We start from the raw sequence: 24,148 nt of genomic DNA on the forward strand, positions 1-24,148 counted from the left end.
TCTTTAATGTCAGTTTTAAATCATATTTTGGATACATATGCATTATTCTTTGATTGGGATCATTGGGCACAGGTATTAACCGATCCCGTCAGCTGGGGACTAATTGGTACCCTGATTATTTTAGAAGGACTGCTTTCTGCTGATAATGCACTGGTATTAGCAGTAATGGTCAAGCACTTGCCGCCTGAAAAGCGGAAAAAAGCCCTTTTCTATGGTTTGCTGGGTGCTTATTTCTTTCGATTTCTCGCAATTGGGATCGGAGTTTACCTCATTAAGTTTTGGCTCATTAAAGCACTTGGAGCAGCGTACTTGGCATGGTTATCAATAAAATATTTCATCGATAAGCGTAAAGCGGGCGCGGATGACGAGGAAGAAGATGCCAAAGGTATGAACCAAGGAGGTTTACTGATTCGTTTATTTGGTACCTTCTGGGGAACGATTGCTGCTGTTGAACTAATGGATATTGCCTTTTCAGTTGACAGCGTTCTTGCCGCTTTTGGTGTCAGCGACCAGATATGGGTTTTATTTGTTGGCGGAGTCCTCGGCGTATTAATGATGCGTGGTGTTGCAGGTGTATTCCTTACATTAATTGATAAAGTTCCTGAGCTTGAAACAACGGCTTATATCTTAATTCTTATCATTGCTGCAAAGATGCTACTCAGCCTCCCTGCAATCGATTTTCATTTAGAATCGCTGCATTTCTTCCTCATCTTACTGGTAACATTTGCGGCAACTTTTATCGTTCACTTCATGAATAAGAAAAAAGAAGGAAGCAAAGAAAATCATTTATAGAATTTTGTTTTAAAAGGGGAGCTGACGAAAGTCCGTTTCCTTTCTTTTTTACCCTTTACAGAGGAGAAGAACGAAAAGATGAATTTTTTTACATATTTCTATGAAGAAGAATTAGCTAAATTTTTCTATCAAAAGCCGCAAAATTTTAATAAATTTTCGAACCGGGAGCTTTTGTCCTACGGATTGTGTGCAACACTTTATATGCCGGCGACCCGGCCGAATATTCATCAGGAAATTCTTTCGAAGAAGCATGAAGGCTTAACATCCTTGGTCATTGACCTGGAGGATGCCGTTGGCGACAACGAAGTTCTTGGTGCCGAAGTACTGCTGATTGCTGAACTGTTAAAATTATCAGGAGAATTGAATAGGGGATTTTTAAGTTTTGAAGATTTGCCATTAATGTTTGTCCGTATCCGTAGCCTTGAGCAATTTAAACGGATAATCGAACAATTAGGAGAGGCGACAAAGCTCCTTACTGGGGTGGTGCTTCCTAAGTTTACAGCAGGTAATGGGGAAGAGATGCTGCACGAGGTTTTGCGGATTCATTCGGAGCAGCATCCTTTTTATGCGATGCCAATCCTAGAGACAGCTAAAGTTATTCAAAAGGAAACGAGAATGGAAGAATTAATGAATATTAAGCATCTTCTTGATCGATACAAGGACAATATCTTAAATGTGCGGATTGGGGCAACAGACTTTTGTGGCTTATATGGGATTCGCAGGAGTGCGGATACGACAGTTTATGATATTGCGGTTTTAAGAGATTGCATTTCCGACATTGTTAATGTCTTTCAACGGTTTGATAGTCCATATGTGGTTTCCGGCCCTGTTTGGGAGTACTTTTCAGCGAAAAAAAGGATGTTAAAGCCCCAGCTTCGGCAAACCCCGTTTCGTGAACGGTACGGGGTTGAGGGATTGAAGTGGAGAACACAATTGATAGGCGAAAACATGGATGGGTTGATTCAGGAAATTCTGATGGATATTGCTAATGGTTTAACCGGAAAAACAATTATCCATCCCTCCCATATAAAAATCGTGCAGGCCCTCAATGTCGTTTCCTATGAGGAATATATCGACGCCAGTAATATCATAAATGCCGCAAATGGAAATATTGGCGTAATGAAAAGTGATTTTGCGAATAAAATGAACGAAATCAAGCCGCATTATTATTGGGCCAAGAGAATAATCTTAAAATCACAGCTTTACGGGGTGTTACATGAAGAATTCACAAACATTGACCTTATCAAACAAGAAGTTTACGTATAATATCCTTGATTCGATTGAAACGGAGCTTGAGATAGCTGAAAATCCTTATCATCTGCCTATTGAAGAGTTGTTTACAATGGCGGCTCGCATTAATAAGAAGCGCTCGTTTTTGTTTGTCAGTAAAGTACTCGGTAAACATTTGCCGATTAATCCAAATAAAGGGCTGTTAACAGGGGCTTTATTGGCCGCTAGATTTTTAGAATCAGTAAAGGGCATGGAATGTGTAAAAAAGGAGAGCCTGCTTGCTTCATTTACAAACGGTGAAGCCTGCGATAGCTGTTCCTTTATTCCGAAAGATGTCGATCCTGTAATAATTGGTTTTGCCGAAACGGCAACCGCCCTTGGTCATGCCTTCTATGATTGCTTTCAAGCTGCTGCCTATTTTCATACAACTAGAGAAGAGCTCATAGATGGAAAACCCGTGATTACCTTTGAAGAAGAACATTCTCACGCGACCTCGCATCGCTGTTATATTCCATTGGAAATACTTGATAACGAACGAGAAATCATTCTTGTTGACGATGAAATGACAACAGGAAAAACAGCGATAAATATTATCCAGTCCATTCATGCCAAATTTCCAAGGAATGTTTATACAGTAGTAAGCATTTTGGATTGGCGTTCTGAAGAAAATCAAGCTGAATTCTCCCGCCTCGAGCATGCTCTTGGAATAAAAATTCATGTCGTAAGTCTATTATCTGGTCAGGTGCACGTGAAGCAGCTGAAAGAAATTGAGAATCCGACGAAAAGAGATGAATGGAACGTGAGTGAGGAGCTGTCAGTTGAATTGCTGCAGCTGGCTGATTTTTTTACAGCGACCACGGGCGCATCTATTAATCCGTTAAACAACGCAGCGTATATCAAAGAGACTGGACGGTTTGGTCTTAGAAGTCATGAAAATATCGCCCTTGATGATAAGGTTTCTGCAGCTGCTTCTATTTTAAAACAGAACAGAACGGGTGGAAAAACGCTGTGTCTTGGAACAGGGGAATTTATGTACCTTCCAATGAGATTTGCCGCTCAGATGGGCAGCGGCGTTTACTATCAATCAACAACCAGAAGCCCAATTTATGTTGAAAACAAAGAAGGATATGGGGCGCGGTATGGGGGGGGCTTTCCAAATCCAGAGGATCCGGCGGTCACACACTTTGTTTATAATATCCCCCCAGGTCATTACGATGAATTATTTGTCTTTTTCGAAAGAGAAGTAAAATATGAGAATATGCAGCCATTGCTAAAGGAACTAGGAAAATTTGAAATTAGGTCGATAAAGCTCGTCTTTTTTTCAAAAGTCAGAGGTGAATAACTTGCAAAATACAATCAACAAACCTGCGAAAATTGGAACGTACCATGAGAGTGACGTGCTTTTTCTATTAAAGGATTTAAGTGATATTCAGCTGGAAGATTCCGCTGTTAATCGGGAATTGCAAATCCAATCTGGCGGACATTATAGTGAATCCTTGCCGATTGAGTATCAGCCGCCAAAAGAGTATGTCGATTTATTTTGGAAAACATTGATGGAGTACAAACAAAAAGTGGCAGTATGTGTTGGGATTGTGGCCGAACAAATCTATCAATTAAAAGGGAAAAATGCTATTCTTGTTTCCCTTGCCCGTGCCGGGACACCTGTAGGGATTTTGATCAAGCGGTACATAAAAATGCGCTACAATGTGTCATTGCCGCATTATAGTATTTCCATCATCCGTGACAGGGGAATTGACGAAAACGCGCTTCACTATATCATGGACAAGCATCCAGACGGAATTATTCAATTTGTCGATGGCTGGACAGGAAAAGGAGCTATTTCGATTGAGCTAACAAAAGCATGCGAGGATTTTGAACAAAAATATCGGATTAAGCTTGATGATACGCTCGCTGTCATTGCTGATCCAGGCTACTGTACGACCCTTTACGGAACTAGGGAAGACTTTTTAATCCCAAGTGCTTGTTTAAACTCGACTGTCTCAGGGCTGGTGAGCCGGACTGTTTTAAATGCTAAATACATCGGCAAGGATGATTTTCACGGGGCTAAATTTTACCGCGATTTGTTTCCAGACGATGTTTCCAATGAATTCATTGATATGATTTCTTGTGAGTTTACCTTTATTGCTGAGGAGGCTGCGGAAATAGCTTCGCAAATGAGGGAAGAGAAAATCGAAACAGGTTTTTTAGGAATGGAAGATGTAAAGAGAATCCAAGCTGAATTCGCGATTGAAAGCACACATTATATCAAGCCTGGGGTCGGTGAGACGACCAGGGTTCTTCTCCGCCGGGTTCCGTGGAAGATATTAATGCGTGACCCTTCAAGCCCTTTTGTCAAACACATCCTTATGCTGGCAGAAGAAAAAGGGGTTGAAGTGATACCGTATCCAGATTTGAACTATTTGTGCTGCGGCTTAATCAAATCGGTGAAGGAGAAGCAAGAATGATTTTTGCATCTGACCTTGACCGCACTTTAATCTATTCGAAACGGGCAATCCAAGAGCTTGGTAATGCTGGGGGCGAGGACCTGAAACCCGTTGAGAGAAAAGATAACAGCTGGGTCGCTTATATGACCGAAGCCTCTTTCATCGCGTTAAAAGAACTGGCCCGGCAAAGTCTATTTGTCCCCGTTACAACGAGAACAACCGAGCAATTTAATCGATTCGTGATTTTCGCTCACGACATTCCGATTAAATATGCCATTACTTCAAATGGAGCTATTATTCTCAATCAAGGTGTGCCAATGGAAGAATGGACGGAGCATATTTTTGCCCGTTTGCGCACGGAGTCGGTCCAACAAGATGAATTACTGGCGATTTTACAAAGGGAAGGATTTCATTTTGATGGGCAAAAGAAGCAGGCAGAGAATCTGTTTTTTTATTATATCTTAAATAGTCTGCCTTCTCTGTTTGATAGGAAAGTCCTCAATGAATTAGTGTTAAAATATGGATGGCGGATTTCCTTGCAAGGAAGGAAGCTGTACTTTATCCCGCGGGCAATCAGTAAAGGGGATGCCCTTGAATTTATTTGTAATTGTGAGGGGACAACAGCAACTGCGGGAGCGGGCGACTCCATCCTTGATTGGGACTTCCTGCAAAACTGCCAATATCGTTTTGTGCCAAGACATGGCGAACTGACGAATATGGCGGATGCGAATGGACTTACATTTACGCAGAATAGGGGCGTGGATGCAGGTTATGAAATCCTTCACCAGTTTTTAAAATTGATTCCCATAAAATCTAGTTCTTTTTAACCAACCGGTTGAACACAAAAAAATATAGGCTGGAAAAAGCTGCGAAGCTGACAAAAAAGAATAGAATTGATACGGGTATTGAGTGCATCACGGGGGAGAGCAGCAACGTGAACACTAAACTGATTACAAAAAGATCAAGATAAATAAATGCATCAGAGGTCATAACTTCTAATACGGAATTTATTTCCTCATCAATGAACTCCATCTTCGGGCGCTTATATAAAAATCTCATTCGAGTCACCTACTTTAGTTTGGGTACTCCATTTGTATGTAAGGACAAGGAGAAAGGTGAAAAATGAGCAAATAGCCTAAAATAACGAAACATTTTTAGCTGACTTTCGTATAAACAAATGAACACTTTTGGTAACTGTGATATGATGATAAGGTACCTTTACATAATTTAACTAACAGTCTTAAAAATAAGCTTTCGCTTTCAGAGGGAAGGGATTATGAATGTATCCACCATTAAATCAATTGAGCGTCCGTCCTGTAGGGGCCATTTCCAATGAAAACTGGTCTGGTATGCTGAAAAAGCCATTGCCGGAACGGCCAAATTATTCACTGGAAAATGGAACCATTCAGATTGGGCAAGTACTGGGGAAGTTTTTGGGAATACCGATTGATACGGACGACTATTATAACCAGCTTTTTGATTATGTTAATAATACGGCAGAATGGAATCTGCATTTGCTAAGCGAAGAGTCACTTGATAAAACTATCAATAATGCCCACTTTCAAGCGATTCAAAAAGTATTTAACATTAATCAGGAACAAAAGCTGTCGATTAACCGTTTTACTGCTTTTCTTGACGGGGAGCAGCTTTTGTTAAAGTCAAGTGTCCCTGTAATCCATCGCAAATTAAGAGAAGCGATGATTGCAACGCTTGAATTGTACACAAAACTCGAAGCTGACGGGTTGAAAAACCACGAGCTGAGACGAGTTCTCGTAGATCTTGTTAAGTGGTCCATCAACCATTTGCAGCCACAATTGGATACGGCCGACCCGCAAAAAGCGATGCCGAAATTTTTGTGGTATGGTGACTTTAAGAAGAGCCATCAATATTTTTTATTTTATTTAAGCAAGCTTGGCTGCGATATTGTTATTTTTCATCCCGAAGGTAAGGATATCTTAGCGGGAATAATTGATGAGCCCGTTTTCACGCATCATTTCCAAAATAACCAGCCTGCGGAACCGTTTCCTACTGAAAAACGGACCCGGAAAACAACGGTTGCTTACCGGGCCTCAAAAGAAATTGAAACAATATTAAACCAAGAGGGTTCCGGCCTTTACAAACCGTGGCAATTAAGGGATTACACGCCTTCTTCAATTACGTTAAAAACAACATATGATGAGCTGTTTATTCTTTGTAAAGAAATAGCGATGATTCGACCTGATTTCGAAGTGAGGAATGGGGAAGTTAAAATTCCTACGATTTTCGCTAAAGTACAAGGGGTAAGCAGGAATCGAAAAGAATACTGGGAACGGCTGCAAGCGCTCAACCAATTAGAGCATAGTTTACTGATTCGTAAACTGCCTCTGACAATCGCAAGCACGAGCGATTTCCGCTTTCATTATCGCAATGCACTGGGCAGAGATGGTTTAATTGTCCCTGAAAATATGATGTGGTCGCACTACTGGCCCTATTCATTTTTATCAGCAGGCTTGCAAAAAGGCATTGCCAATGCCGTTAGAAGCATCTGCGAGAAACCAGGACTAAAGCCTTTACCGAATGAAAGCCTAGAAGATGTGAAAATGTATCTTTTTACCCAGGCAATGTTTATGCAAAAAAACATTATTCAATTGCTGGAACGATTTGACTATTCGCAGCATGTCCCGAAACTAATTATTTACAATAATGAATTATCAGGGATGCTTTCGCGATCGGATGCGGCTCTCCTGCTGCTGCTAAATCAGTTCGGTATTGATATCGTACTATACAATCCGCCAGGTCATAATGATATCGAAAATTACCTCGATGACCAATTATATGATAAACATTGGCTTGATGATATAGTATTTGAATTGGAATTTAAAGAGCCTTCTCTTTTCAAAAAAGGGCTTTTTCAAGGTATCTTAAAAAATTTAAGGGGAGATTAACAAGTGAATCTATCGCCAAATCCATCAAATGGCTTAACTCCTGCAGCAGTGGATGACAAATTAACAGAGACAAAAGCTTCTGACATCAAGCTTGCCCTTCGCAAGGAACCGGAAATTCAAAATTTGGCCCGGACGATTGATGAGCGCGACCAAATTCAAGTTTTAGAGTTTGGGAAAGAACCTGCCGTGCAAATATCGCGTTTTTCCGATCAGATTTTGAGCAATATGCGGACGACTAAGGTAGAAGATTCGGGTGAACTTCTTAAACATCTTGGCAGGATCATGGATAAATTCGATGCGAAGGATTTCCAGAAAACCTCCGGCGGCATCTTTGGCAAGCTCTTTAATAAGGGCGAAAAAATGATAGAAAAGCTGTTTGGAAAATACCAAACGATGGGCCAGGAAATTGATAAGGTATATGTGGAAATTTCTAAATATCAGCATGAAATGGTCGACTCAACAACCATGCTTGAACAAATGTATGAACAAAACTATCAATACTATTTGACGCTGGAAAAATACGTTGTTGCCGGTGAAATCAAGGTCGAGGAGCTAAAAAATACTCAGCTACCACAGCTTGAGGCACGTGCTGCTTCAGGTGATCAGCTGGCATCAATGCAATTAGATTCATTAAAGAATGCGATAGAGCTGTTAGAACAGCGGATTTATGATTTAGAAATGGCGAAAATGGTTTCTTTACAGACAGCACCGCAAATCCGCCTGTTGCAAAGAGGGAATACAAAGCTAATTGGGAAAATTAATTCTGCTTTTGTTACGACAATTCCAATTTTTAAAAATGGCTTAATTCAAGCAGTGGCAGCAAAAAGGCAGAAGCTTGTCGCTGATTCGATGAGTGAGCTTGACCGCAGGACAAATGAAATGCTCCTTAAAAATGCGCAAAATATTTCGCAGCAAAGTACTGATATTGCAAGGCTTTCCGGCGGCCCAAGTATTAAAATCGAGACAATCGAGGAATCTTGGAATATTATCATCAAAGGGATGCAGGAAACACGAGCAATTGAAGAAGAAAATAAACGAATGAGAATTGAAGGTACAAAACGTTTAGAACAGCTGCAGGATAACTTTAAAAACATGAAACAATCATAGTTACTATAAAATTTCTTAATTGGGGTGGATGAATTGGCTATTAATTTGCAAAAAGGTCAACGAGTTGATTTAACGAAAAGTAATCCGGGACTATCCAAAATCTTGGTAGGATTAGGCTGGGATCCGGTCCAAAGCGGGGGCGGCGGCGGTTTCTTTGGCTCATTGTTTGGCGGTGGGAGTGCTCCGAATATTGACTGTGATGCCTCTGTTATCATGTTAGGAGCAAATGATAAGCTCCAAAACAATAAAGATGTAATTTATTTTGCGAATTTAAGAAGCAATGACGGCAGTGTTCAGCACACAGGAGATAATTTGACGGGTGATGGCGACGGGGATGACGAGCAAATCATTGTCGACTTAAGTAAAGTCCCTTCAAGAATTCAAAAGCTTGTTTTCGTTGTGAATATCTATGATTGTGTAAAAAGAAAACAACATTTCGGCATGATTCAAAATGCGTTTATCAGGGTCGTTAATCCTGGAAACAACCAGGAGCTCATCCACTATAATTTATCAGATAATTATGGCGGGTTAACTTGCCTTGTTGCCGGCGAAATATACCGCCACGGCAATGAGTGGAAGTTCGCTGCCGTAGGAACCGGCACGACAGCTGGCAGCCTAAGTGAAATTGTTCGCAGTTATAGCTAAAAAAATATAAAAGTTCTTGATGGGGTGATTAATTTGGGTATTAACTTAGCAAAAGGACAAAGAGTGGATTTAACCAAAACGAATCCTGGGTTAACAAAGGCAATTATCGGTCTTGGATGGGATACCAACCGCTATAGCGGTGGACATGACTTTGATTTAGATGCATCCGCATTTTTAACAGATGCAAACAACAGGGTGATTAACGATTTGGACTTCATTTTTTACAATAACTTAATTCATTCTTCAGGTTCGGTCGAACATACAGGGGATAACCGGACGGGCGAAGGTGAAGGGGACGATGAACAAATCAAGATCAATTTCAGTAAAGTTCCGTCCCATGTTCATCGGATTGCTATTACCGTTACGATTCATGATGCCGAAGCAAGAAGCCAGAATTTTGGCCAAGTCTCCAATGCCTTCGTTCGTTTAGTTGATGAGGAAACAGGCAGCGAGGTTCTAAGATATGATCTTGGCGAGGACTTTTCAGTTGAAACCGCTGTAGTAATCTGCGAGCTCTACCGCCATAACGGCGATTGGAAATTCAATGCGATTGGCAGCGGCTTCGCTGGTGGACTAGCATCACTTTGCCGGAACTTTGGTTTGGAAGTTTAATTTTTTTGGGAAAGCTGCCTCTTTGGCAGCTTTTTCAATTGACTGGCCACCACTTTCTCTTATCAATTGATTAAACAGCTCAGCTCCACTAAAATTAATAGATATGAACCGCATATAAGGGAGTGTCAGATGTGAAGCAATATTTACAATTATGTGAGCATGTGTTAAAAACGGGTACCGTGAAGGGCGATCGAACCGGAACGGGAACAATCAGTACCTTTGGTTATCAAATGAGATTTAATTTAGAAGAAGGTTTTCCGCTTATTACCACTAAAAAGCTTCATTTAAAATCGATTATTTATGAATTGCTTTGGTTTTTAAAAGGCGATACGAACGTTCGCTACCTGCAGGAAAATGGTGTCCGAATTTGGAATGAGTGGGCAGATGAAAACGGTGAATTAGGGCCGGTCTATGGCCATCAATGGCGTTCCTGGACAGGGGCCGATGGGAAAACGGTTGATCAAATTAGTGAATTAATTGAGCAAATCAAGACAAATCCAAATTCAAGAAGACTGCTTGTCAATGCCTGGAACGTAGCTGAAATTGATAATATGGCGCTGCCGCCGTGTCATTGCCTGTTCCAATTTTATGTGGCAGATGGGAAATTGTCTTGTCAGCTCTACCAACGCTCGGCGGATGTATTTCTGGGAGTTCCTTTTAACATCGCTTCGTATGCCCTGTTAACGTTAATGATTGCTCAAGTATGCGACTTAAAGCCGGGAGAATTTATACATACGTTTGGCGATGTTCATATTTATCAAAACCATCTTGAGCAAATAAACGAGCAAATGAAAAGAGAACCACGGGTACTGCCGATTCTAAACATCAATCCGAATGTTAAGGATATTTTCTCTTTTGAATTTGAAGATTTTAGCCTGGATGGATATGAGCCACATCCACATATAAAAGGAGTGGTCAGTGTATGATTTCCTTCATCGTTGCTATGGATGAAAATAGAGTAATCGGCAAGGATAATCAGCTCCCTTGGCATCTTCCTGAAGATTTAAAGTTTTTTAAGAAGGTGACAATGGGACATCCAATTGCAATGGGGAGAAAAACGCATGAGTCGATTGGACGCGCGCTCCCGGGCAGGGAGAATATTGTGATTACCCGAAAGCTCGACTATCAATCCGAGGAATGTACGATCTTTCACTCAGTAGAGGAGTTTATCAGGTACAGCCGTGAACAAAAGGAAGAAATATTTGTCATCGGCGGTGCGGAAATTTTCAAGGAAACATTTGCCTATGCAGATTGTCTTTACATCACGCTTATTCATGATGAATTTGCAGGGGACACATTCTTTCCTGCATACGATGGTGATAACTGGGATCTTAAATCCTGTAAAAAAGGTATAAAGAATGAAAAAAATCCTTACGAGTATGAATTTAGGATTTATCAACGAAAAGCCTAGTAAACGAAAAGAAAGCATCAGCGATTATGCTGATGCTTTTTTTCAATATTATAAATAGGTCCCATTTAATTCGTATTCCGCTAATTTTGCAAGCATGTATCTGAATTCATGGGGATGGCAAAACTCTTCCTCGTGGAAGTGCGTTTTAACCCAAGCAATTAATTCAATCGGGCTATTAAAGTATTCGCCGCTTCGGTCACTTTTGCGAATGGTGTATCTTCCATTGTCATCATCAATTGTTATCTCAACAGGGAGGGCTCCATCATAACTGCTTAGTGAAAATTCCATCCTCATCACATCCATTCTATAGGGTTATAAATTTTCATTAGTATATGTTACTATTGTTCAAATTATATGCAAAAAACAGTCAGTTGTCAAAATATTTAAAAAAATTCCACTGAATAATTGGAGATTGACTTAAGCGGTGGTTATTGATAAATTGGTCTATAGAGATTTAAATGAGATACATAAGGGAAATGCTAAACATCACAAGTAGGTTAATTTTAACGGATATTGTGAATTTACTATGAATTATTCCAGATAATTAACCCAAAATGAATTTTCGATACTATAATCATAGTAGAAACACACAAACTTTGAAGGGGATGTTAATCCATGTTTTCAAATATCGGAGTACCCGGATTAATTTTAATTTTAACGCTTGCACTGATCATTTTTGGACCGAAGAAACTTCCGGAAATTGGAAAAGCTTTCGGACAAACTTTAAAGGAATTTAAAAAGTCTACTCGCGAACTTACGGACGATGTAATGAAAGATATCGATGAAGTAAAGAAAGATGTGACTAAATAAGGTGTAAGATTTGCGTCTTACACCTTTTTTTCTCGAGATTTGTAACTATAAGACACGTGAATACGTGTTAATCTTCATCCTATGAAATTGGCAGGGGAAGTACATGGAAGATAAAGAATTAAATTTAGTTGATCATTTAGAGGAATTGCGCAAACGGATTATTATATCGGCACTAGCATTTGTTGTCTTCTTTATTGCCGGTTTTATTTATGTCGATGATATCTATCGATGGTTTGTCGGTGATACCAAACTAATGGTTCTCGGCCCGAGTGATATTATGTGGATTTATTTCATGCTGGCAACTGTAATTGCCGTAGCAGGAACGATCCCTGTTTTAGCGTTACAAATATGGTTGTTCGTTAAGCCGGCATTAAGACCAATTGAGAGAAAAATTACGCTATCCTATATACCTGCATTATTTTTCTTATTTCTACTGGGCCTTGCCTTCGGATATTTTGTTATTTTTCCGATGGTTCTGGACTTTTTGGTGAAAATGGGTCAAGATATGTTCGTCACAAACTTCACAGCTGAGAGATACTTTAGCTTTATCATGAATATGACCCTCCCATTCGGGGTGCTATTCGAACTGCCAGTAGTGGTCATGTTTTTAACTTCACTTGGGATACTCAATCCCTATGTTTTAGGAAAAGTTCGAAAATATGCCTATTTTGTTCTTATCATTATTGCCGTCGTAATTACACCCCCGGACTTTATGTCTGATTTTGTTGTGACTTTGCCGCTCCTGCTTCTTTATGAGATTAGTATAAACTTATCGAAATTTGTTTATCGGAAACGATTGAAGAAATTGCAGCAGGAAGAGGATGAAATAATCGAAGCCTAAAGACCTTACGAGATGTAAATCTCATAAGGTCTTTTTTTGTTTATTATTCTAAAATATTTCCTTTCAAGTTGGATTTCCACCTTTTTTAATAAAAATATGCTTAAAATGCAGTTAAGGATTCTTTGTGTACTTTTTGGAAAATTCAGGGCGTATTGCCTAGCTTTATACTACAATTGACTTGAAATTAAGTTTTTACTTATTTTTAAGATAAGTGGAGGGGAAAGCGGATGAAGAGACAGAAAACCGTATATGAAGCCGCAATCGACCATGGTTATAGCCGGGGGAGCTTCCTGAAAATGTGGACTGCGTTTGCTGTAAATGAAAAAGATAAGGTAATCGATCAATTGCGGGAATTCCCTGTGGGAAAAGACGTCGTCGCGACTTGATCCATCATTGGAAAAGAAAAAGGACAATTGCAATTATATACACCGCTTGGCTCTAACAGGCTGCTAAATAGATTATTGGGAACGACAGTTTTCCGAGAAACTTCTAAAAAATAGTCCCCATTTCAATTCGTTGGAATGGGGGCTTTTAATTATGTTTTATTCCTTTCATCCATCCATGCTTGGAATTTTACGTAATTAAGATATTCCCTGAAAGCTTCTTTTTTCAAACCATTCTCAATCGCAGACTGTATTAATGCCTTCCACTCATTGTCCAGTTCATAGTTTACAGATTCATCGTCTAACAAGTAATCAATACTGACATCTAAGGGGATTGCCACCTTTTTTACAAATTGCATCGATGGATTTGATTGCAAACCCCTTTCTAATTGGCTTAAATATGACTTTGAAACATTTGCCAGCCTCGCAAGCTCTGTAAGCGAATACCCCTTATTTTCCCGCAGCTGTTTGATCCGTTCTCCAATCATCACCCTCATCTCCTATTAGTAACACAAAAATCTCTTACTATATCATTCATTATAAAGCACGATAGTTTCATTATAAAATACAAAATAGTAAGAAAATAAGAGAAAACTAGAGAAAAAGCCCTAAAAACGTTCTTAATTAAGAAAATTTGCCTATATTTTGGGTTTTTCAAGTTGGTTGTTTTGACCTATACTTTGTTTAATGGTTCGTAATTAAGAACAGAGGGCAAGTAAGTTCTAAATTATTATTTCTTAACAATTTAATGAGGTGATATTTTATGGCAGCAAAAAAGGCATTAAAAATCGTTAGTAAGCTAATATCAGTACTACTATTCTTACTATTAATTTTTCTATCATACGTAGTTATTTCTACAAAAATTTCGGGCGGGGAAACGAAGCTCCTCGGGTATGAGTTGAAATCAATCCTATCTGGTTCCATGGAGCCGTCCATACATACCGGGTCAGTAATTGCAATTAAGCCTGGCGGCGACCTGAACCGCTTTAAAAAAGGCGATGTTATAACATATCGTACACTGGAAAATCCAGATGTTTTGATTACTCATCGCATAAGGGAAATTCATGTGTCAGATTCGCTGGTCCAATACATTACTAAAGGCGATGCTAATGATGCAGACGATCCACAACCGATACCAGCAAGCAATGTTATCGGTAAATATTCAAACATAACAATTCCTTACGTAGGTTACATCCTATCATATGCTAAATCGAAAATCGGAATCATCCTGTTAACAATCGTTCCTGGTGTATTAATCCTGCTCTATCAATTATTCTTCCTTATTCGAAGAGTTGCCAAGTTAGAAAAGGAAAACAAATTAGTCAAAGAAAGAATGCAGTTGTAAGAAGTGATTGAAACATTCTCACTAAGCACTGGACTTTTACATACTGGTTTAGATGAGAAGTTACAATATAAAAATTAGATAATATAGGAGGAGAAAAAATGTCAAAGAAATCAAAATTAGGGATGGGAATTGCCTCCTCAGCCCTAGCACTATCACTAATCGCAGGGGGGTCCTATGCACTATTTAGTGCAAATGCTGTAAACGGCAATAACACTTTTACAGCTGGTAGTATTAAGCTTCAAGATGTTACAGGTCAAAATGTTGCATCAAAAATGTTGAATTTCAATATTCTTGCTCCTGGGGATACAGATACCAAGAAAATTACAATTAAAAATACCGGTTCATTAGACGCTTGGGTACGAATTAATGATGCAGCTACACAAGCATCAAGGACTGGTGACTTATTCAATGGAACACGCCCTTTACAAATTTCTTATAGCGGTACCCCTGTAAGAGTAGATGCAGGTCAAACAGTCGATTTAGATGTAAAATATTTATTCCCACTTGACGCTGATGACAGCTATCAAACTGCAAGCGGTTCGGTCAATATTGTAGTTGATGCAGTACAAGTACGTAATAACATAAATGCTGACGGTAAACCAGATTGGTTTCCTTCTCCACAAACATTTATTACACCGCAAGATTTTAACGTGACAGCAGGACATACATGGAGTGATGATAGAGGCACCCATAAGGGATATAGTTTTGGCTTTAAGCTAGCGGAAACTTTTATGGCAGCTGGGGTAAATGGCGTAACAGTAGAGGCTTATAAGGACAATAACTTATTACAGAGAAATACAGCTGGTCCTTCTATCATTAATTCTAATGATACCCAACAATCCACACCATTTGAATATACAAATAAAGGAGATTCTTCAATGCGCTTCATAGATAGTTACTGGAATTACGGTGACTGGTTAGGATCTGCTACTGATAAGCCAACCAAAGTCGTTATCACCATAACAACAAATGATGGTCATACCTACACAGCTACAAGAAATGCCTATTAATCTTTAGAAGGAATAGATTAAAAACAAATAACGGTGTCTCAAAAGAAATTTTGGGAAAAAGCAAATAACAGAATTATTAATAGGAAGGTGGGTTTTCCCACCTTTCTTGAAGTAATTCATTATTTGATTTTCAGCAACATAAATAAATTCTAAGATTTTATTTATGTTGCTGAAAATTGAATCTTTTTTAAGTTAGAAAGGGTGTGATTAAAATACGGTGCACTAGATCAAGAAAGTTTCGAAAACGTAGTTGGAAGGGAAATTTGGTTGTTAAAATTATTGCTATTTTTTATGTTTCCATTTTGACCATTTCTTATTTAAATGGAAGTACAGGTGCCAATTTTTCAGATACTGTACAAATAACTGGGATGTTTCAGGCTGGTACTTGGAATACTCCGGCAGAGCAATGGGATAAGAGTTCATTAATCTTTTCAAATAAGGATAAAAACCAACAAATTAACAGCTGTAATCCTGTTAAGCTAACAGTTTCCATTACTAATACAGGAAATGATATGAAAGGAACGACAGAATATGAGGTGTTTTACATAGCTAAAGGAAATGCAAAAGACGGGAGCATTGTCGGAAGTGGAATCATTAATCCGTTAGCAAAAGGAAAAAGTGGTCAGCTTACTTTTACAGGTTCTTGGCCAGGAACCTACAAATTTAAAGCATATCAACGTCCCTTCCACAATTTTGTCAGTGAAAGAAAAGAATTATGGAGTGAAACATTATCTATTACTTGTTCTAAAAAATCCAATAGTTCAACAAATGAGAACGAAGGAAATATTGAAAACAAATCTAGGGTTGGTGTTGAGGGAGAAAATCAAAATAGCGCAGTGGATAGCCCGATAGACCAAACAATTCATGAAAGTAAGATTCAAGATACAAAAGATAATTCAGTGAACGAAACAAAGGAACAAAATAATGAACAAAATAATGAACAAAATAATGAACAAACAACACCATAATGGAAACCCAATTTTATTTATCGGAAAAAAGGTGGGAAAATGAATAGTAAAGTGGTTAAGAAATGGACCAGTAATGATGTAACGGTAATATTATTTATAATTTTCTTAATGTTCCTTTTTGTAGTTCCTAAAAGGTCACAGGTGGAGAGCCACAAATTTTTGGCTGTCAGCTAAAGGTGGTATTGTCTGGTTCAATGGAACCGGGGATTAAAACAGGTTCTATTATTGCTGTTAAACCTGGCGGAGATATGAACAGGTTTAAAAAGGGTGATGTCATTACCTTTAAAATGGATGAGACTAAACTTGTCACCCGTAGAATTAATGAAGTAAATAAAAATGAGAATCAAGTAATTTATTGGACAAAAGGCGACAACAATAACTCAGAAGATATAAATCCTGTTCTTCCTTAAAAAGTTGTTGCCGAATATACCGGCTTCACTGCTCTATATATTGGCTACTTTATTTCTTTTATTAATTCTAAAAATGGTTCATTTCTCTTAATTTTCCCAGGTTTATTGCTTCTAATTTATTTAATTCTACAATTTGGAGAACAATTAAAGAAATAGAAAGAAAAAACTCGAATAAATCGCAAAATAACGAAAAAGTATATAAAAATAAATATGGATACATATAAATTTTTGGAGAATTGATTAACAGGAGCTGGAAACGAAATTGGGTATTACTGTCCATTTCAAATTTTGCCGGAATTCCCTGAGGGAAAAAACGACGTCGTAATCGGTTCTATTATTGGAAAAGAAAAAGGTCAGTTGCTCATAGAAAAACGGCTTGGTTCCAAGAGATTACTTACGAGGTTATCGGGAACAATGTTTCCGAGAATCTGCTAATAAATAGTCCCCATTTCAATTCGTTGGAATGGGGGCTTTTAATTATGTTTTATTCCTTTTCATCCATCCATGCTTGGAATTTTACATAATTAAGGTATTCCCTGAAAGCTTCTTTTTTCAAACCGTTCTCAATCGCAGACTGAATTAAATCCTTCCACTCATTGTCCAGTTCATACTTTAAAGATTCATCGTCTAACAAGTAATCAATACTGACGACTAAGGGGATTTGCCACCTTTATTAAGAAATGCATCGGTGGATTAAATTGCAAACCCCGTTCTAATTGGCTCAAAAAAGACATTGAAACATTTGCCAGCTTGGCAAGCTCTGTAAGTGAATACCCCTTATTTTCCCGCAGCTGTTTGATCCGTTCTCCAATCATCACCTTCATCTCCTATTAGTAACGCAAAAAATTCAAACAGTATTTTTCATTAAAAAGCACGATAGTTTCATTATAAATTACAAAATAGTAAGAGAATAAGAGAAAACTAGAGAAAAAGCCCTAAAAATGTTCTTAATTAAGAAAAATTGCCTATATTTGGGGTTTTTCAAGTTGGTTACTTTGGCATATACTCAACTTATAAGTTCGCTAATAAGAACAAACACAAGGAAGTTGATGAATATGATTAAAAAAACCACCAATTTCGTTCTTAATAAACTACGAAAGAAGTTTCATAAATTATATAGAACGAATGAGGGAGGGGCTGTCATTCGACGCACACGTTTGAAAAAGTTTGAAAAGAAAAGTAAAAAGGTGGTAATTGCAGCTCAACTTGTAGCTGTCTGGTATCTCCTGATAGTAACAGGTTCGTATCTTACATCCGATACAGCTGCTTACTTTAATGATGTTAAGAATGTTAGCGGAACAATAAGTGTTGCTGAAGATTTTTGTAAAGATGTAAAAAATGGATCAGACTTCTGGCACAAATACTGTAAAGATAATGCTGGAATCGGAAATGGACCAGACGCCGCTGATAAAGATACTGGTGAGAGAACCGATCCAGACAATCCAGGACATAACAAAGGTGGCTGTGATGACCACACCAATGCTCCTTGTTCAGAGGTAAAAAAAATTAAAGAAACACACACGAGCAATTCAATTAGTTTAACCTGGGCGAATCCCAACCAAGGAAATAAAAACTTTAGCCATGTAAAGATTTATAAGAATGGGGACAAGACACCAGTCGGAAATAATATAAAAAATGGTCAATTTGAGGATAAAAACTTAGTGGACGCTACAAAGTATAGCTACAAAATAACAACGGTTGATAAATCAGGAAAAGAGTCAAAAGGCACAACAATAGAAGTTACTACAAATGAAATTGGAATAGATAAGAAAAATTCCTCCGAAAATACTAGACCAATTGATGAGACAACTGAAAAAAGTCAAACAAAGGATAACAGCGAAAATTAATTAACAATGGTGGTGTAAGTATGAAAAAAATAAAAAAGATTTTTAGTATTTTAATAACAGCAATTCTATCAATTACCCTGATATTTATGATCTTTGTCGTAATATCGTCAAAAGCTTCCGGTGGCGAACCTAATTTCTTGGGTTACCAACTGAAAACAGTACTTTCTGGTTCGATGGAACCAACCTTTATGACGGGTTCAATAATTGCAGTTAAGCCAGTTGAAAATGCAGTTAATTTGAAAAAAGATGACATTATTACCTTTAAAGAATCTGAAGACAAATTAATTACACATAGAATTATTGATGTTAATAAAACTGGGGATCAAACCATGTATGTAACAAAAGGTGATAACAACAATGCTAAAGATAGTAATCCAGTAATAGCCCAAAATGTTGTTGCTAAATATTCAGGCTTCACAATCCCGTATTTTGGATATTTCTTAGATTATGCTAAGTCAAAAAGTGGAATGGCTTTATTGCTTATCCTTCCAGGATTACTCCTACTTGCCTATTCAGGAATCACAATTTTTAAAGCTATCAAAGAATTGGATAAGGGAAAAGGAAATGACGCTCAAGGAACTGTTTAATGGTTGCACTCCTTATATAAAAGGATAAGGGTTCAATAAATACTACATACCTCTAAAAAGAGGGATAACTAGGAGGAGAAAAGATGAGTATTAAAAAGAAATTAGGTTTGGGAATCGCAACAGCAGCATTAGGATTATCTTTAGTTGGTGGGGGTACGTTTGCGTATTTTAGTGCTACCACGCAAGCTACAGCAGCATTTCAAGCAGGAACATTAAAGCTCTCAGCACATCCAACTGAAATCATTAATATTCAAGATATTAAACCAGGTGATACTATGCGACGTGATTTTAACCTTCAAAATGATGGCAGTCTTGATATTCATACTATTAATTTAGCTACAAAGTACACAACAAGTGGAGCAGTAGATCAATATGGAAAAAATTTAGGAGACTATATCCAAGTTTATACCCTATATCATGGAGCACCAGCAAATAGTACGCCAATTTACCTATCAACACTTTCTGAGTTAAAAAATATGAGCCCTGAAATACTTCATGAAACGTTAGCTGGGCACGTTCCAACAGCGGATCTTAAAAAAGGTGAATCTCATAAATTTATGGTGGAGTTTAGGTTCCTTGATAATGGGCAGGATCAAAGTGCTTTTCAAGGAGATTGGCTAAGTCTAGAATGGACATTCAATGCTAAGCAAGGTGCCGGAGTAGCACGCTAATAGCGATATTAACAATAGGTGGGAACAAATTCCTGCCTTTTGTTAATTCTAACATTGTGAGGTATTGCCATGAATATTAAAGTGATATTAGCAAAGACGATAAGAATTATTTTTATAGCCAGTTTATTCATTTTTATATTTTTAGGAGAGAAAAGTGTAAATGCTGAAAAGAATGAGATTGATATTTCAACAAGCCCAAATAAGGTTTTTTTTGATATTGGTAATGCTAAACCAGGAGATACATTTACGAAAGTATTAAAAGTCCAAAATAAAGGAACAAAGGACTTTAAGTATCTTTTTTCAAATCGTTTTTTAACAGGATCTGAAAAAATTTATAATGAATTAATTTTAACAGTTACTGATAAGTCTGGTGAACTTTATAAAGGAAAATTAAAAGACTTTGACAAATTAGATTCGAGAAAATTAAAAAGTAGTGCTAATGAAGAACTTACTTTTAGTACCTATTTCCCTAGTGAACTGGGCAATGATTTTCAAAGCTTAAGCTGTGAATTTCAGTTTAAATTCTATGTAGAGGGAACATTGGGGGGGACACTACCAGTTAATGGTCCTAAACTTCCCGAAACCGGAACAAATATGTTCAATATTCTAGTAACAGGAGCTGTATTAGTTTTAACTGGTTCCATCTTCCAATTAATTATTAAAAGACGAAGAAAGATAGTAAGACGGGTATAAATGGACCTTGATTTGCGAAATTTGAAAATCAAGGTCTATTTTTACAATGAAAGTACATAACCTATAAAAATACTAAATTACAAATTTGTATACAAAAGAACAGGAGTTGTTCCTATGTACAAAAAAAACTGCCCAAAATGCCATCAACCCTCCTTCAGCAGCAGTATTTCAGACCGATGGCTCTGCCCAACTTGCAGCAATGACCTCACCCATGAAAGACCCCATGATGCAGAGACCCGCAGACGAATTAAACCACAATTGTATTTAATCAAAAACTGTTATGCTCGATTTAACCCGAAATCTGAGCCTCAGGTGAGCCCTTATTTATTCAAATCATTTGATTAAGACAGACCAAAGACTGTGGTCTGTTTTTTGATGTAAAAAATTCACAAAAGTTTTACTAAACCAAGCATATTTAGACACATTTCGTGGCGCGTTGGGTGTATAATATAGTCAAACGGGTGAAAAAGAGGATTGATATTTTGTTATTGAAAAGCCTAGAGTTCAAAACTAATGTTGGACAGAAGGTTAAAGTCATGGAGATTCCTGTATTGGAGGAAGGTAGCACGTATAAATTTATGATCCAAGTCCGTTTACAGACGTTTCTTACGTCGATTTGCCGGGAGAAATTCCCGAAAAAATGTTACTCCTTTAAAGATTATTTGAAGAAGGTCATGAAGTGGCCGGATTATGAGCAACTATTTAAGGTTGGAGAACTAAAGAATAACGCATAATTCCATTCGAGTATCGGTTGTTCCGGTGCTCTTTTTATTTTATCATTTTGAATAGTATAACTATTTTTGGGACGATTAGATTGTATTTCATTCAGCAGCTGAAACCTGTATAATACTAAGCAGTATTCCTAGGGATGTGAATGTATGAGCAAAATAAAAATTGTCACCGATTCAACATTGGATATTTCAAAAGAAGCGGCTGAAAAGCTTGGCATAATTGTTGTGCCTTTAGCGATAACGATAAATGGAGAAACCTATCTAGACCGGGTTGATTTAGAACCGGCTGAATTTATTGAAAATATGAGCAGCTCTAAAGAACTGCCGAAAAGCTCACAGCCTTCAACCGGCGCCTTTCTGGGAGTCTATGACCGCCTTGGGGAAGAGGGCTATGAAGTCCTATCCATCCATATGACCGGCAAAATGAGTGGAACGGTACGCTCAGCAGAAAGTGCTGCACAAATGTCCGATACGAAGGTAACGGTGGTTGATTCCAAGTTTATTTCGAAAGCCCTTTCGTTTCAAGTAAGGGAAGCAGCTGTGCTTGCCGAACAGGGGAAAAGTATGGAGGAAATTGTTGACCATATTGAGACAATTCGCGAGCATACCAAATTATACATTATGGTTGACACATTAGAGAATCTTGTAAAGGGTGGGCGTATTGGCAAAGGTAAGGCCTTTATCGGCTCGCTTTTAAATATCAAACCGATTGCTTCCCTTGAAGATGCAGAATATACACCGGTTACGAAGGTGCGTAGCCATTCACAGGTTGTTAAATTCTTTGCCAAGCAGTTTGCCGAAGATATAAAAGGGAAAACGATCCGCGGTGTCGGAATTGCCCATGCTGAAGCCCATGAACTTGCAGTGAAAATAAAAGATAGCATCTTCGAATTAACTGGATATAAGGAGATAGAAATCGACTATACAGGACCGACAGTCAGTACCCACACCGGCCCCGGTGCACTTGCGCTAATGTATTATTTTGAATAGAAGAGTAAAAACGGATGGTGCCTGACACCATAGAAATCAAGTTAATTAGGAAATGATAGTAAAGCTTTAAATGAAATTACGAGAACGGGCGTCATTGATTAAAGCATTATTACTTTCTTCTTTCTATAAACTTTGTTAAACTATTCACTGAATGGATTTGAAGAAGGTTGTGGGTGATTTATTATGAAACTACGTTTTTCCGTATTGCTGCTAATGATGACTGCCTTATTATTATCAGCCTGTGGGCAAAAGAAAATTGAAAATGAAGTTACTTGGCCGGTTAAGGATTTTTCCGCGACCACTCAGGAAAACAAGCCGTTTAGCTTAAAAGATTTAAAGGGTAAAATAGCGATTTCTACTTTTATTTATACTAGTTGTCCAGATATATGCCCGCCGATGACTTCCAATATGATGAAATTACAAAAAATGGTGAAAGATGAAGGGTTAAAGGATGTGGAGTTTGTTTCCATCAGTGTGGATCCGACAGTAGACACACCTGAAGTTCTAACCCGCTATGCTACGCAATTTGGTGTTGACTTTAATAATTGGACATTTCTAACTGGCTATTCTCAAGAATTTATTGAAGAATATGCACCGAAAAATTTTAAAACAATTGTTAAAAAGGTGTCAGAGGGTAATGTCATGCACCAACCGTATTTTTATCTAATGGATCAGGACATGAACATAAAAAAAACATATAAAGGGAACGTAGAAGTTCCTTTTGATGAAATCATCAGTGATATCAAAGCATTACAATAGACCAATTAATGGGTCTATTTTTTTACCCAAGAATATGATATAGTACATTTTTGTTTTGAATGATAGGTGTCGTGTTATAATAATATTAGTTTAGAAGGCAGGTGAATAAAAAATGAAAAGGTTTTTCACTCTTCTAATTCTCTCGGCATTATTCTTATCATCCTGCAGTCAGTCAGATCAGTTGGCGTTACATCAGGAGAAGAAGGCAGCGACCCAGGTTTTTAAACCGATTCCTGCTGATTTCGTACCGCGGAATTTCACCGTGCTGTCTACTGGCGATTCCTTAACTCAAGGTGTCGGTGATAGTACGAATCAAGGCGGTTATTTGCCATATTTAAAAACATTGCTTGAAAAAGAAAAAGGCATCCAGCAGGTAGATTTCTTTAATTATGGGATTACGGGAAATCGAACGACGCAGTTATTAAAAAGGCTGAAGACACCTGAAATGAAGGCAGACTTACAGAAAGCGGACATGGTCATTATTACGATTGGCGGAAATGATATCATGAAGGTGGTCAAGGAAAACTTTACCAATCTACAACTTCCTGTTTTTACAAAAGAAAAAGAAACCTTCCGCCAACATTTAATACAAATTTTCGAGGCGATTGTTCAGGAAAACCCACACGCATCGATTGTGTTAGTCGGGCTGTACAATCCGTTTTCCAAATGGTTTTCTGATATTAAAGAAATGGATGAGATTGTTTCCGATTGGAATAAAGCGGGTCAATCGGTTGTTGCTAATTATCCTAACGCCTATTTTGTACCGATTGAAGATTTGTTTTTGAATACAGATGAAAATCTTTTGTTTACTGATAATTTCCATCCGAATGACAAAGGTTATGAACTGATTGCCGAGAGATTAAACGAGACCTTGGAAGCACGGGTAATCCCTGATATAGCGAAGAAAGCATTCCTGGTGACGACAGAGGAGAATTAGT

The 24,148-nt window shown here is 38.0% G+C and carries 30 protein-coding genes; 26 read left to right on the forward strand and 4 right to left on the reverse strand.

The features are described from left to right. Positions 1 to 6 precede the first annotated feature (6 nt). The 11 genes from ACFVSW_RS25585 to ACFVSW_RS25635 all read left to right on the forward strand — a co-directional run bounded on the left by ACFVSW_RS25585 (position 7) and on the right by ACFVSW_RS25635 (position 11,165). The gene (locus tag ACFVSW_RS25585; RefSeq protein WP_387319435.1) at positions 7 to 792 is read left to right on the forward strand and encodes a TerC family protein; all 786 of its coding nucleotides are present in this window, start codon (positions 7 to 9) and stop codon (positions 790 to 792) included. Between the two features lie 78 nt (positions 793 to 870). Next, the gene (locus ACFVSW_RS25590) at positions 871 to 2,058 is read left to right on the forward strand and encodes an HpcH/HpaI aldolase/citrate lyase family protein (RefSeq protein ID WP_387319436.1); all 1,188 of its coding nucleotides are present in this window, start codon (positions 871 to 873) and stop codon (positions 2,056 to 2,058) included. Next, positions 2,009 to 3,364 carry a phosphoribosyltransferase family protein gene (locus tag ACFVSW_RS25595; protein WP_387319437.1) on the forward strand — a complete coding sequence of 452 codons (1,356 nt, stop codon included), beginning with the start codon at positions 2,009 to 2,011 and terminating at the stop codon, positions 3,362 to 3,364. Before ACFVSW_RS25590 ends, ACFVSW_RS25595 begins: the two co-directional genes overlap by 50 nt. 1 nt (position 3,365) lies before the next feature. Then, the gene (locus ACFVSW_RS25600; protein ID WP_387319438.1) at positions 3,366 to 4,487 is read left to right on the forward strand and encodes a cysteine protease StiP family protein; all 1,122 of its coding nucleotides are present in this window, start codon (positions 3,366 to 3,368) and stop codon (positions 4,485 to 4,487) included. Further along, the gene (locus tag ACFVSW_RS25605) at positions 4,484 to 5,293 is read left to right on the forward strand and encodes a hypothetical protein (RefSeq protein ID WP_387319439.1); all 810 of its coding nucleotides are present in this window, start codon (positions 4,484 to 4,486) and stop codon (positions 5,291 to 5,293) included. The genes ACFVSW_RS25600 and ACFVSW_RS25605 overlap by 4 nt, the downstream gene beginning before the upstream one ends. A 453-nt stretch (positions 5,294 to 5,746) precedes the next feature. Continuing rightward, a complete protein-coding gene (locus ACFVSW_RS25610) occupies positions 5,747 to 7,390 on the forward strand; it encodes a YceG family protein (protein WP_387319440.1) in 1,644 nt (547 codons plus the stop codon). Between the two features lie 3 nt (positions 7,391 to 7,393). Next, entirely contained in the window at positions 7,394 to 8,497 is a 1,104-nt protein-coding gene (locus tag ACFVSW_RS25615) for a toxic anion resistance protein (protein WP_387319441.1), read from the forward strand. A gap of 33 nt (positions 8,498 to 8,530) precedes the next feature. Further along, positions 8,531 to 9,142 carry a TerD family protein gene (locus ACFVSW_RS25620; protein WP_387319442.1) on the forward strand — a complete coding sequence of 204 codons (612 nt, stop codon included), beginning with the start codon at positions 8,531 to 8,533 and terminating at the stop codon, positions 9,140 to 9,142. Positions 9,143 to 9,175: 33 nt separating this feature from the next. Then, complete coding sequence (locus tag ACFVSW_RS25625; RefSeq protein ID WP_387319443.1) at positions 9,176 to 9,754, forward strand: TerD family protein; 579 nt, start codon at positions 9,176 to 9,178, stop codon at positions 9,752 to 9,754. Positions 9,755 to 9,885: 131 nt separating this feature from the next. Continuing rightward, positions 9,886 to 10,680: a thymidylate synthase gene (locus ACFVSW_RS25630; protein ID WP_387319444.1), complete on the forward strand. Its 795-nt coding sequence runs from the start codon at positions 9,886 to 9,888 to the stop codon at positions 10,678 to 10,680. Continuing rightward, the gene (locus ACFVSW_RS25635) at positions 10,677 to 11,165 is read left to right on the forward strand and encodes a dihydrofolate reductase (protein ID WP_387319445.1); all 489 of its coding nucleotides are present in this window, start codon (positions 10,677 to 10,679) and stop codon (positions 11,163 to 11,165) included. Before ACFVSW_RS25630 ends, ACFVSW_RS25635 begins: the two co-directional genes overlap by 4 nt. A 48-nt stretch (positions 11,166 to 11,213) precedes the next feature. Here the strand turns inward: ACFVSW_RS25635 and ACFVSW_RS25640 are convergent, their stop codons facing one another. Further along, positions 11,214 to 11,453, reverse strand: coding sequence for a hypothetical protein (locus ACFVSW_RS25640; RefSeq protein WP_387319446.1), 240 nt, complete (start codon positions 11,451 to 11,453; stop codon positions 11,214 to 11,216). 327 nt (positions 11,454 to 11,780) lie between these two features. On the opposite strand from ACFVSW_RS25640, the gene tatA reads away from it, so the two are divergent. The 3 genes from tatA (at position 11,781) to ACFVSW_RS25655 (ending at position 13,202) form a co-directional block, all read left to right on the forward strand. Continuing rightward, positions 11,781 to 11,975, forward strand: a complete 195-nt coding sequence (tatA, locus tag ACFVSW_RS25645) for a twin-arginine translocase TatA/TatE family subunit (RefSeq protein WP_024028694.1) — start codon at positions 11,781 to 11,783, stop codon at positions 11,973 to 11,975. Positions 11,976 to 12,078: 103 nt separating this feature from the next. Next, the gene (gene tatC / locus ACFVSW_RS25650) at positions 12,079 to 12,816 is read left to right on the forward strand and encodes a twin-arginine translocase subunit TatC (protein ID WP_387319447.1); all 738 of its coding nucleotides are present in this window, start codon (positions 12,079 to 12,081) and stop codon (positions 12,814 to 12,816) included. 227 nt (positions 12,817 to 13,043) lie between these two features. Then, a complete protein-coding gene (locus ACFVSW_RS25655) occupies positions 13,044 to 13,202 on the forward strand; it encodes a hypothetical protein (RefSeq protein ID WP_387319448.1) in 159 nt (52 codons plus the stop codon). 149 nt (positions 13,203 to 13,351) lie between these two features. On the opposite strand, the gene ACFVSW_RS25660 is transcribed toward ACFVSW_RS25655, so the two are convergent. Next, positions 13,352 to 13,687, reverse strand: a complete 336-nt coding sequence (locus ACFVSW_RS25660; protein ID WP_387319449.1) for a helix-turn-helix domain-containing protein — start codon at positions 13,685 to 13,687, stop codon at positions 13,352 to 13,354. Positions 13,688 to 13,962: 275 nt separating this feature from the next. Here ACFVSW_RS25660 and sipW (ACFVSW_RS25665) point away from each other — a divergent pair, with 275 nt between their 5' ends. From sipW (ACFVSW_RS25665) to ACFVSW_RS25680, 4 genes are all read left to right on the forward strand, one after another. Next, positions 13,963 to 14,544 carry a signal peptidase I SipW gene (gene sipW, locus ACFVSW_RS25665; RefSeq protein ID WP_387319450.1) on the forward strand — a complete coding sequence of 194 codons (582 nt, stop codon included), beginning with the start codon at positions 13,963 to 13,965 and terminating at the stop codon, positions 14,542 to 14,544. A 98-nt stretch (positions 14,545 to 14,642) separates the two neighbouring features. Further along, positions 14,643 to 15,554, forward strand: a complete 912-nt coding sequence (locus ACFVSW_RS25670) for a TasA family protein (protein WP_387319451.1) — start codon at positions 14,643 to 14,645, stop codon at positions 15,552 to 15,554. 203 nt (positions 15,555 to 15,757) lie between these two features. Then, entirely contained in the window at positions 15,758 to 16,522 is a 765-nt protein-coding gene (gene tapA, locus ACFVSW_RS25675) for an amyloid fiber anchoring/assembly protein TapA (RefSeq protein ID WP_387319452.1), read from the forward strand. A 194-nt stretch (positions 16,523 to 16,716) separates the two neighbouring features. Further along, positions 16,717 to 16,932, forward strand: coding sequence for a signal peptidase I (locus ACFVSW_RS25680; protein WP_387319453.1), 216 nt, complete (start codon positions 16,717 to 16,719; stop codon positions 16,930 to 16,932). Between the two features lie 484 nt (positions 16,933 to 17,416). Here the strand turns inward: ACFVSW_RS25680 and sinI are convergent, their stop codons facing one another. Next, the gene (gene sinI, locus ACFVSW_RS25685) at positions 17,417 to 17,566 is read right to left on the reverse strand and encodes a DNA-binding anti-repressor SinI (protein WP_387319454.1); all 150 of its coding nucleotides are present in this window, start codon (positions 17,564 to 17,566) and stop codon (positions 17,417 to 17,419) included. Positions 17,567 to 17,570: 4 nt separating this feature from the next. Further along, positions 17,571 to 17,747, reverse strand: coding sequence for a helix-turn-helix domain-containing protein (locus ACFVSW_RS25690; RefSeq protein WP_387319455.1), 177 nt, complete (start codon positions 17,745 to 17,747; stop codon positions 17,571 to 17,573). A gap of 240 nt (positions 17,748 to 17,987) precedes the next feature. Between ACFVSW_RS25690 and ACFVSW_RS25695 the strand changes: the two genes are divergently transcribed. The 8 genes from ACFVSW_RS25695 (at position 17,988) to ACFVSW_RS25730 (ending at position 24,147) form a co-directional block, all read left to right on the forward strand. Continuing rightward, positions 17,988 to 18,779 carry a fibronectin type III domain-containing protein gene (locus ACFVSW_RS25695; RefSeq protein ID WP_387319456.1) on the forward strand — a complete coding sequence of 264 codons (792 nt, stop codon included), beginning with the start codon at positions 17,988 to 17,990 and terminating at the stop codon, positions 18,777 to 18,779. Positions 18,780 to 18,799: 20 nt separating this feature from the next. Next, positions 18,800 to 19,366 carry a signal peptidase I SipW gene (gene sipW / locus ACFVSW_RS25700; RefSeq protein ID WP_387319458.1) on the forward strand — a complete coding sequence of 189 codons (567 nt, stop codon included), beginning with the start codon at positions 18,800 to 18,802 and terminating at the stop codon, positions 19,364 to 19,366. Positions 19,367 to 19,449: 83 nt separating this feature from the next. Further along, positions 19,450 to 20,037: a TasA family protein gene (locus ACFVSW_RS25705; RefSeq protein WP_387319460.1), complete on the forward strand. Its 588-nt coding sequence runs from the start codon at positions 19,450 to 19,452 to the stop codon at positions 20,035 to 20,037. Positions 20,038 to 20,106: 69 nt separating this feature from the next. After that, a complete protein-coding gene (locus tag ACFVSW_RS25710; RefSeq protein WP_387319462.1) occupies positions 20,107 to 20,730 on the forward strand; it encodes a TasA family protein in 624 nt (207 codons plus the stop codon). Between the two features lie 482 nt (positions 20,731 to 21,212). After that, entirely contained in the window at positions 21,213 to 21,464 is a 252-nt protein-coding gene (locus ACFVSW_RS25715) for a DUF2535 family protein (RefSeq protein WP_387319463.1), read from the forward strand. Positions 21,465 to 21,608: 144 nt separating this feature from the next. Continuing rightward, entirely contained in the window at positions 21,609 to 22,451 is an 843-nt protein-coding gene (locus ACFVSW_RS25720; RefSeq protein WP_387319464.1) for a DegV family protein, read from the forward strand. 183 nt (positions 22,452 to 22,634) lie between these two features. Continuing rightward, positions 22,635 to 23,210 (forward strand): SCO family protein, encoded by a 576-nt coding sequence (locus tag ACFVSW_RS25725; protein ID WP_387319465.1) that lies wholly within the window; start codon positions 22,635 to 22,637, stop codon positions 23,208 to 23,210. A gap of 112 nt (positions 23,211 to 23,322) precedes the next feature. Beyond that, complete coding sequence (locus ACFVSW_RS25730; protein WP_387319466.1) at positions 23,323 to 24,147, forward strand: SGNH/GDSL hydrolase family protein; 825 nt, start codon at positions 23,323 to 23,325, stop codon at positions 24,145 to 24,147. Position 24,148 lies beyond the last annotated feature (1 nt).

Source organism: Neobacillus sp. NPDC058068 (assembly GCF_042885335.1).
Lineage (GTDB): Bacteria > Bacillota > Bacilli > Bacillales > Cytobacillaceae > Neobacillus.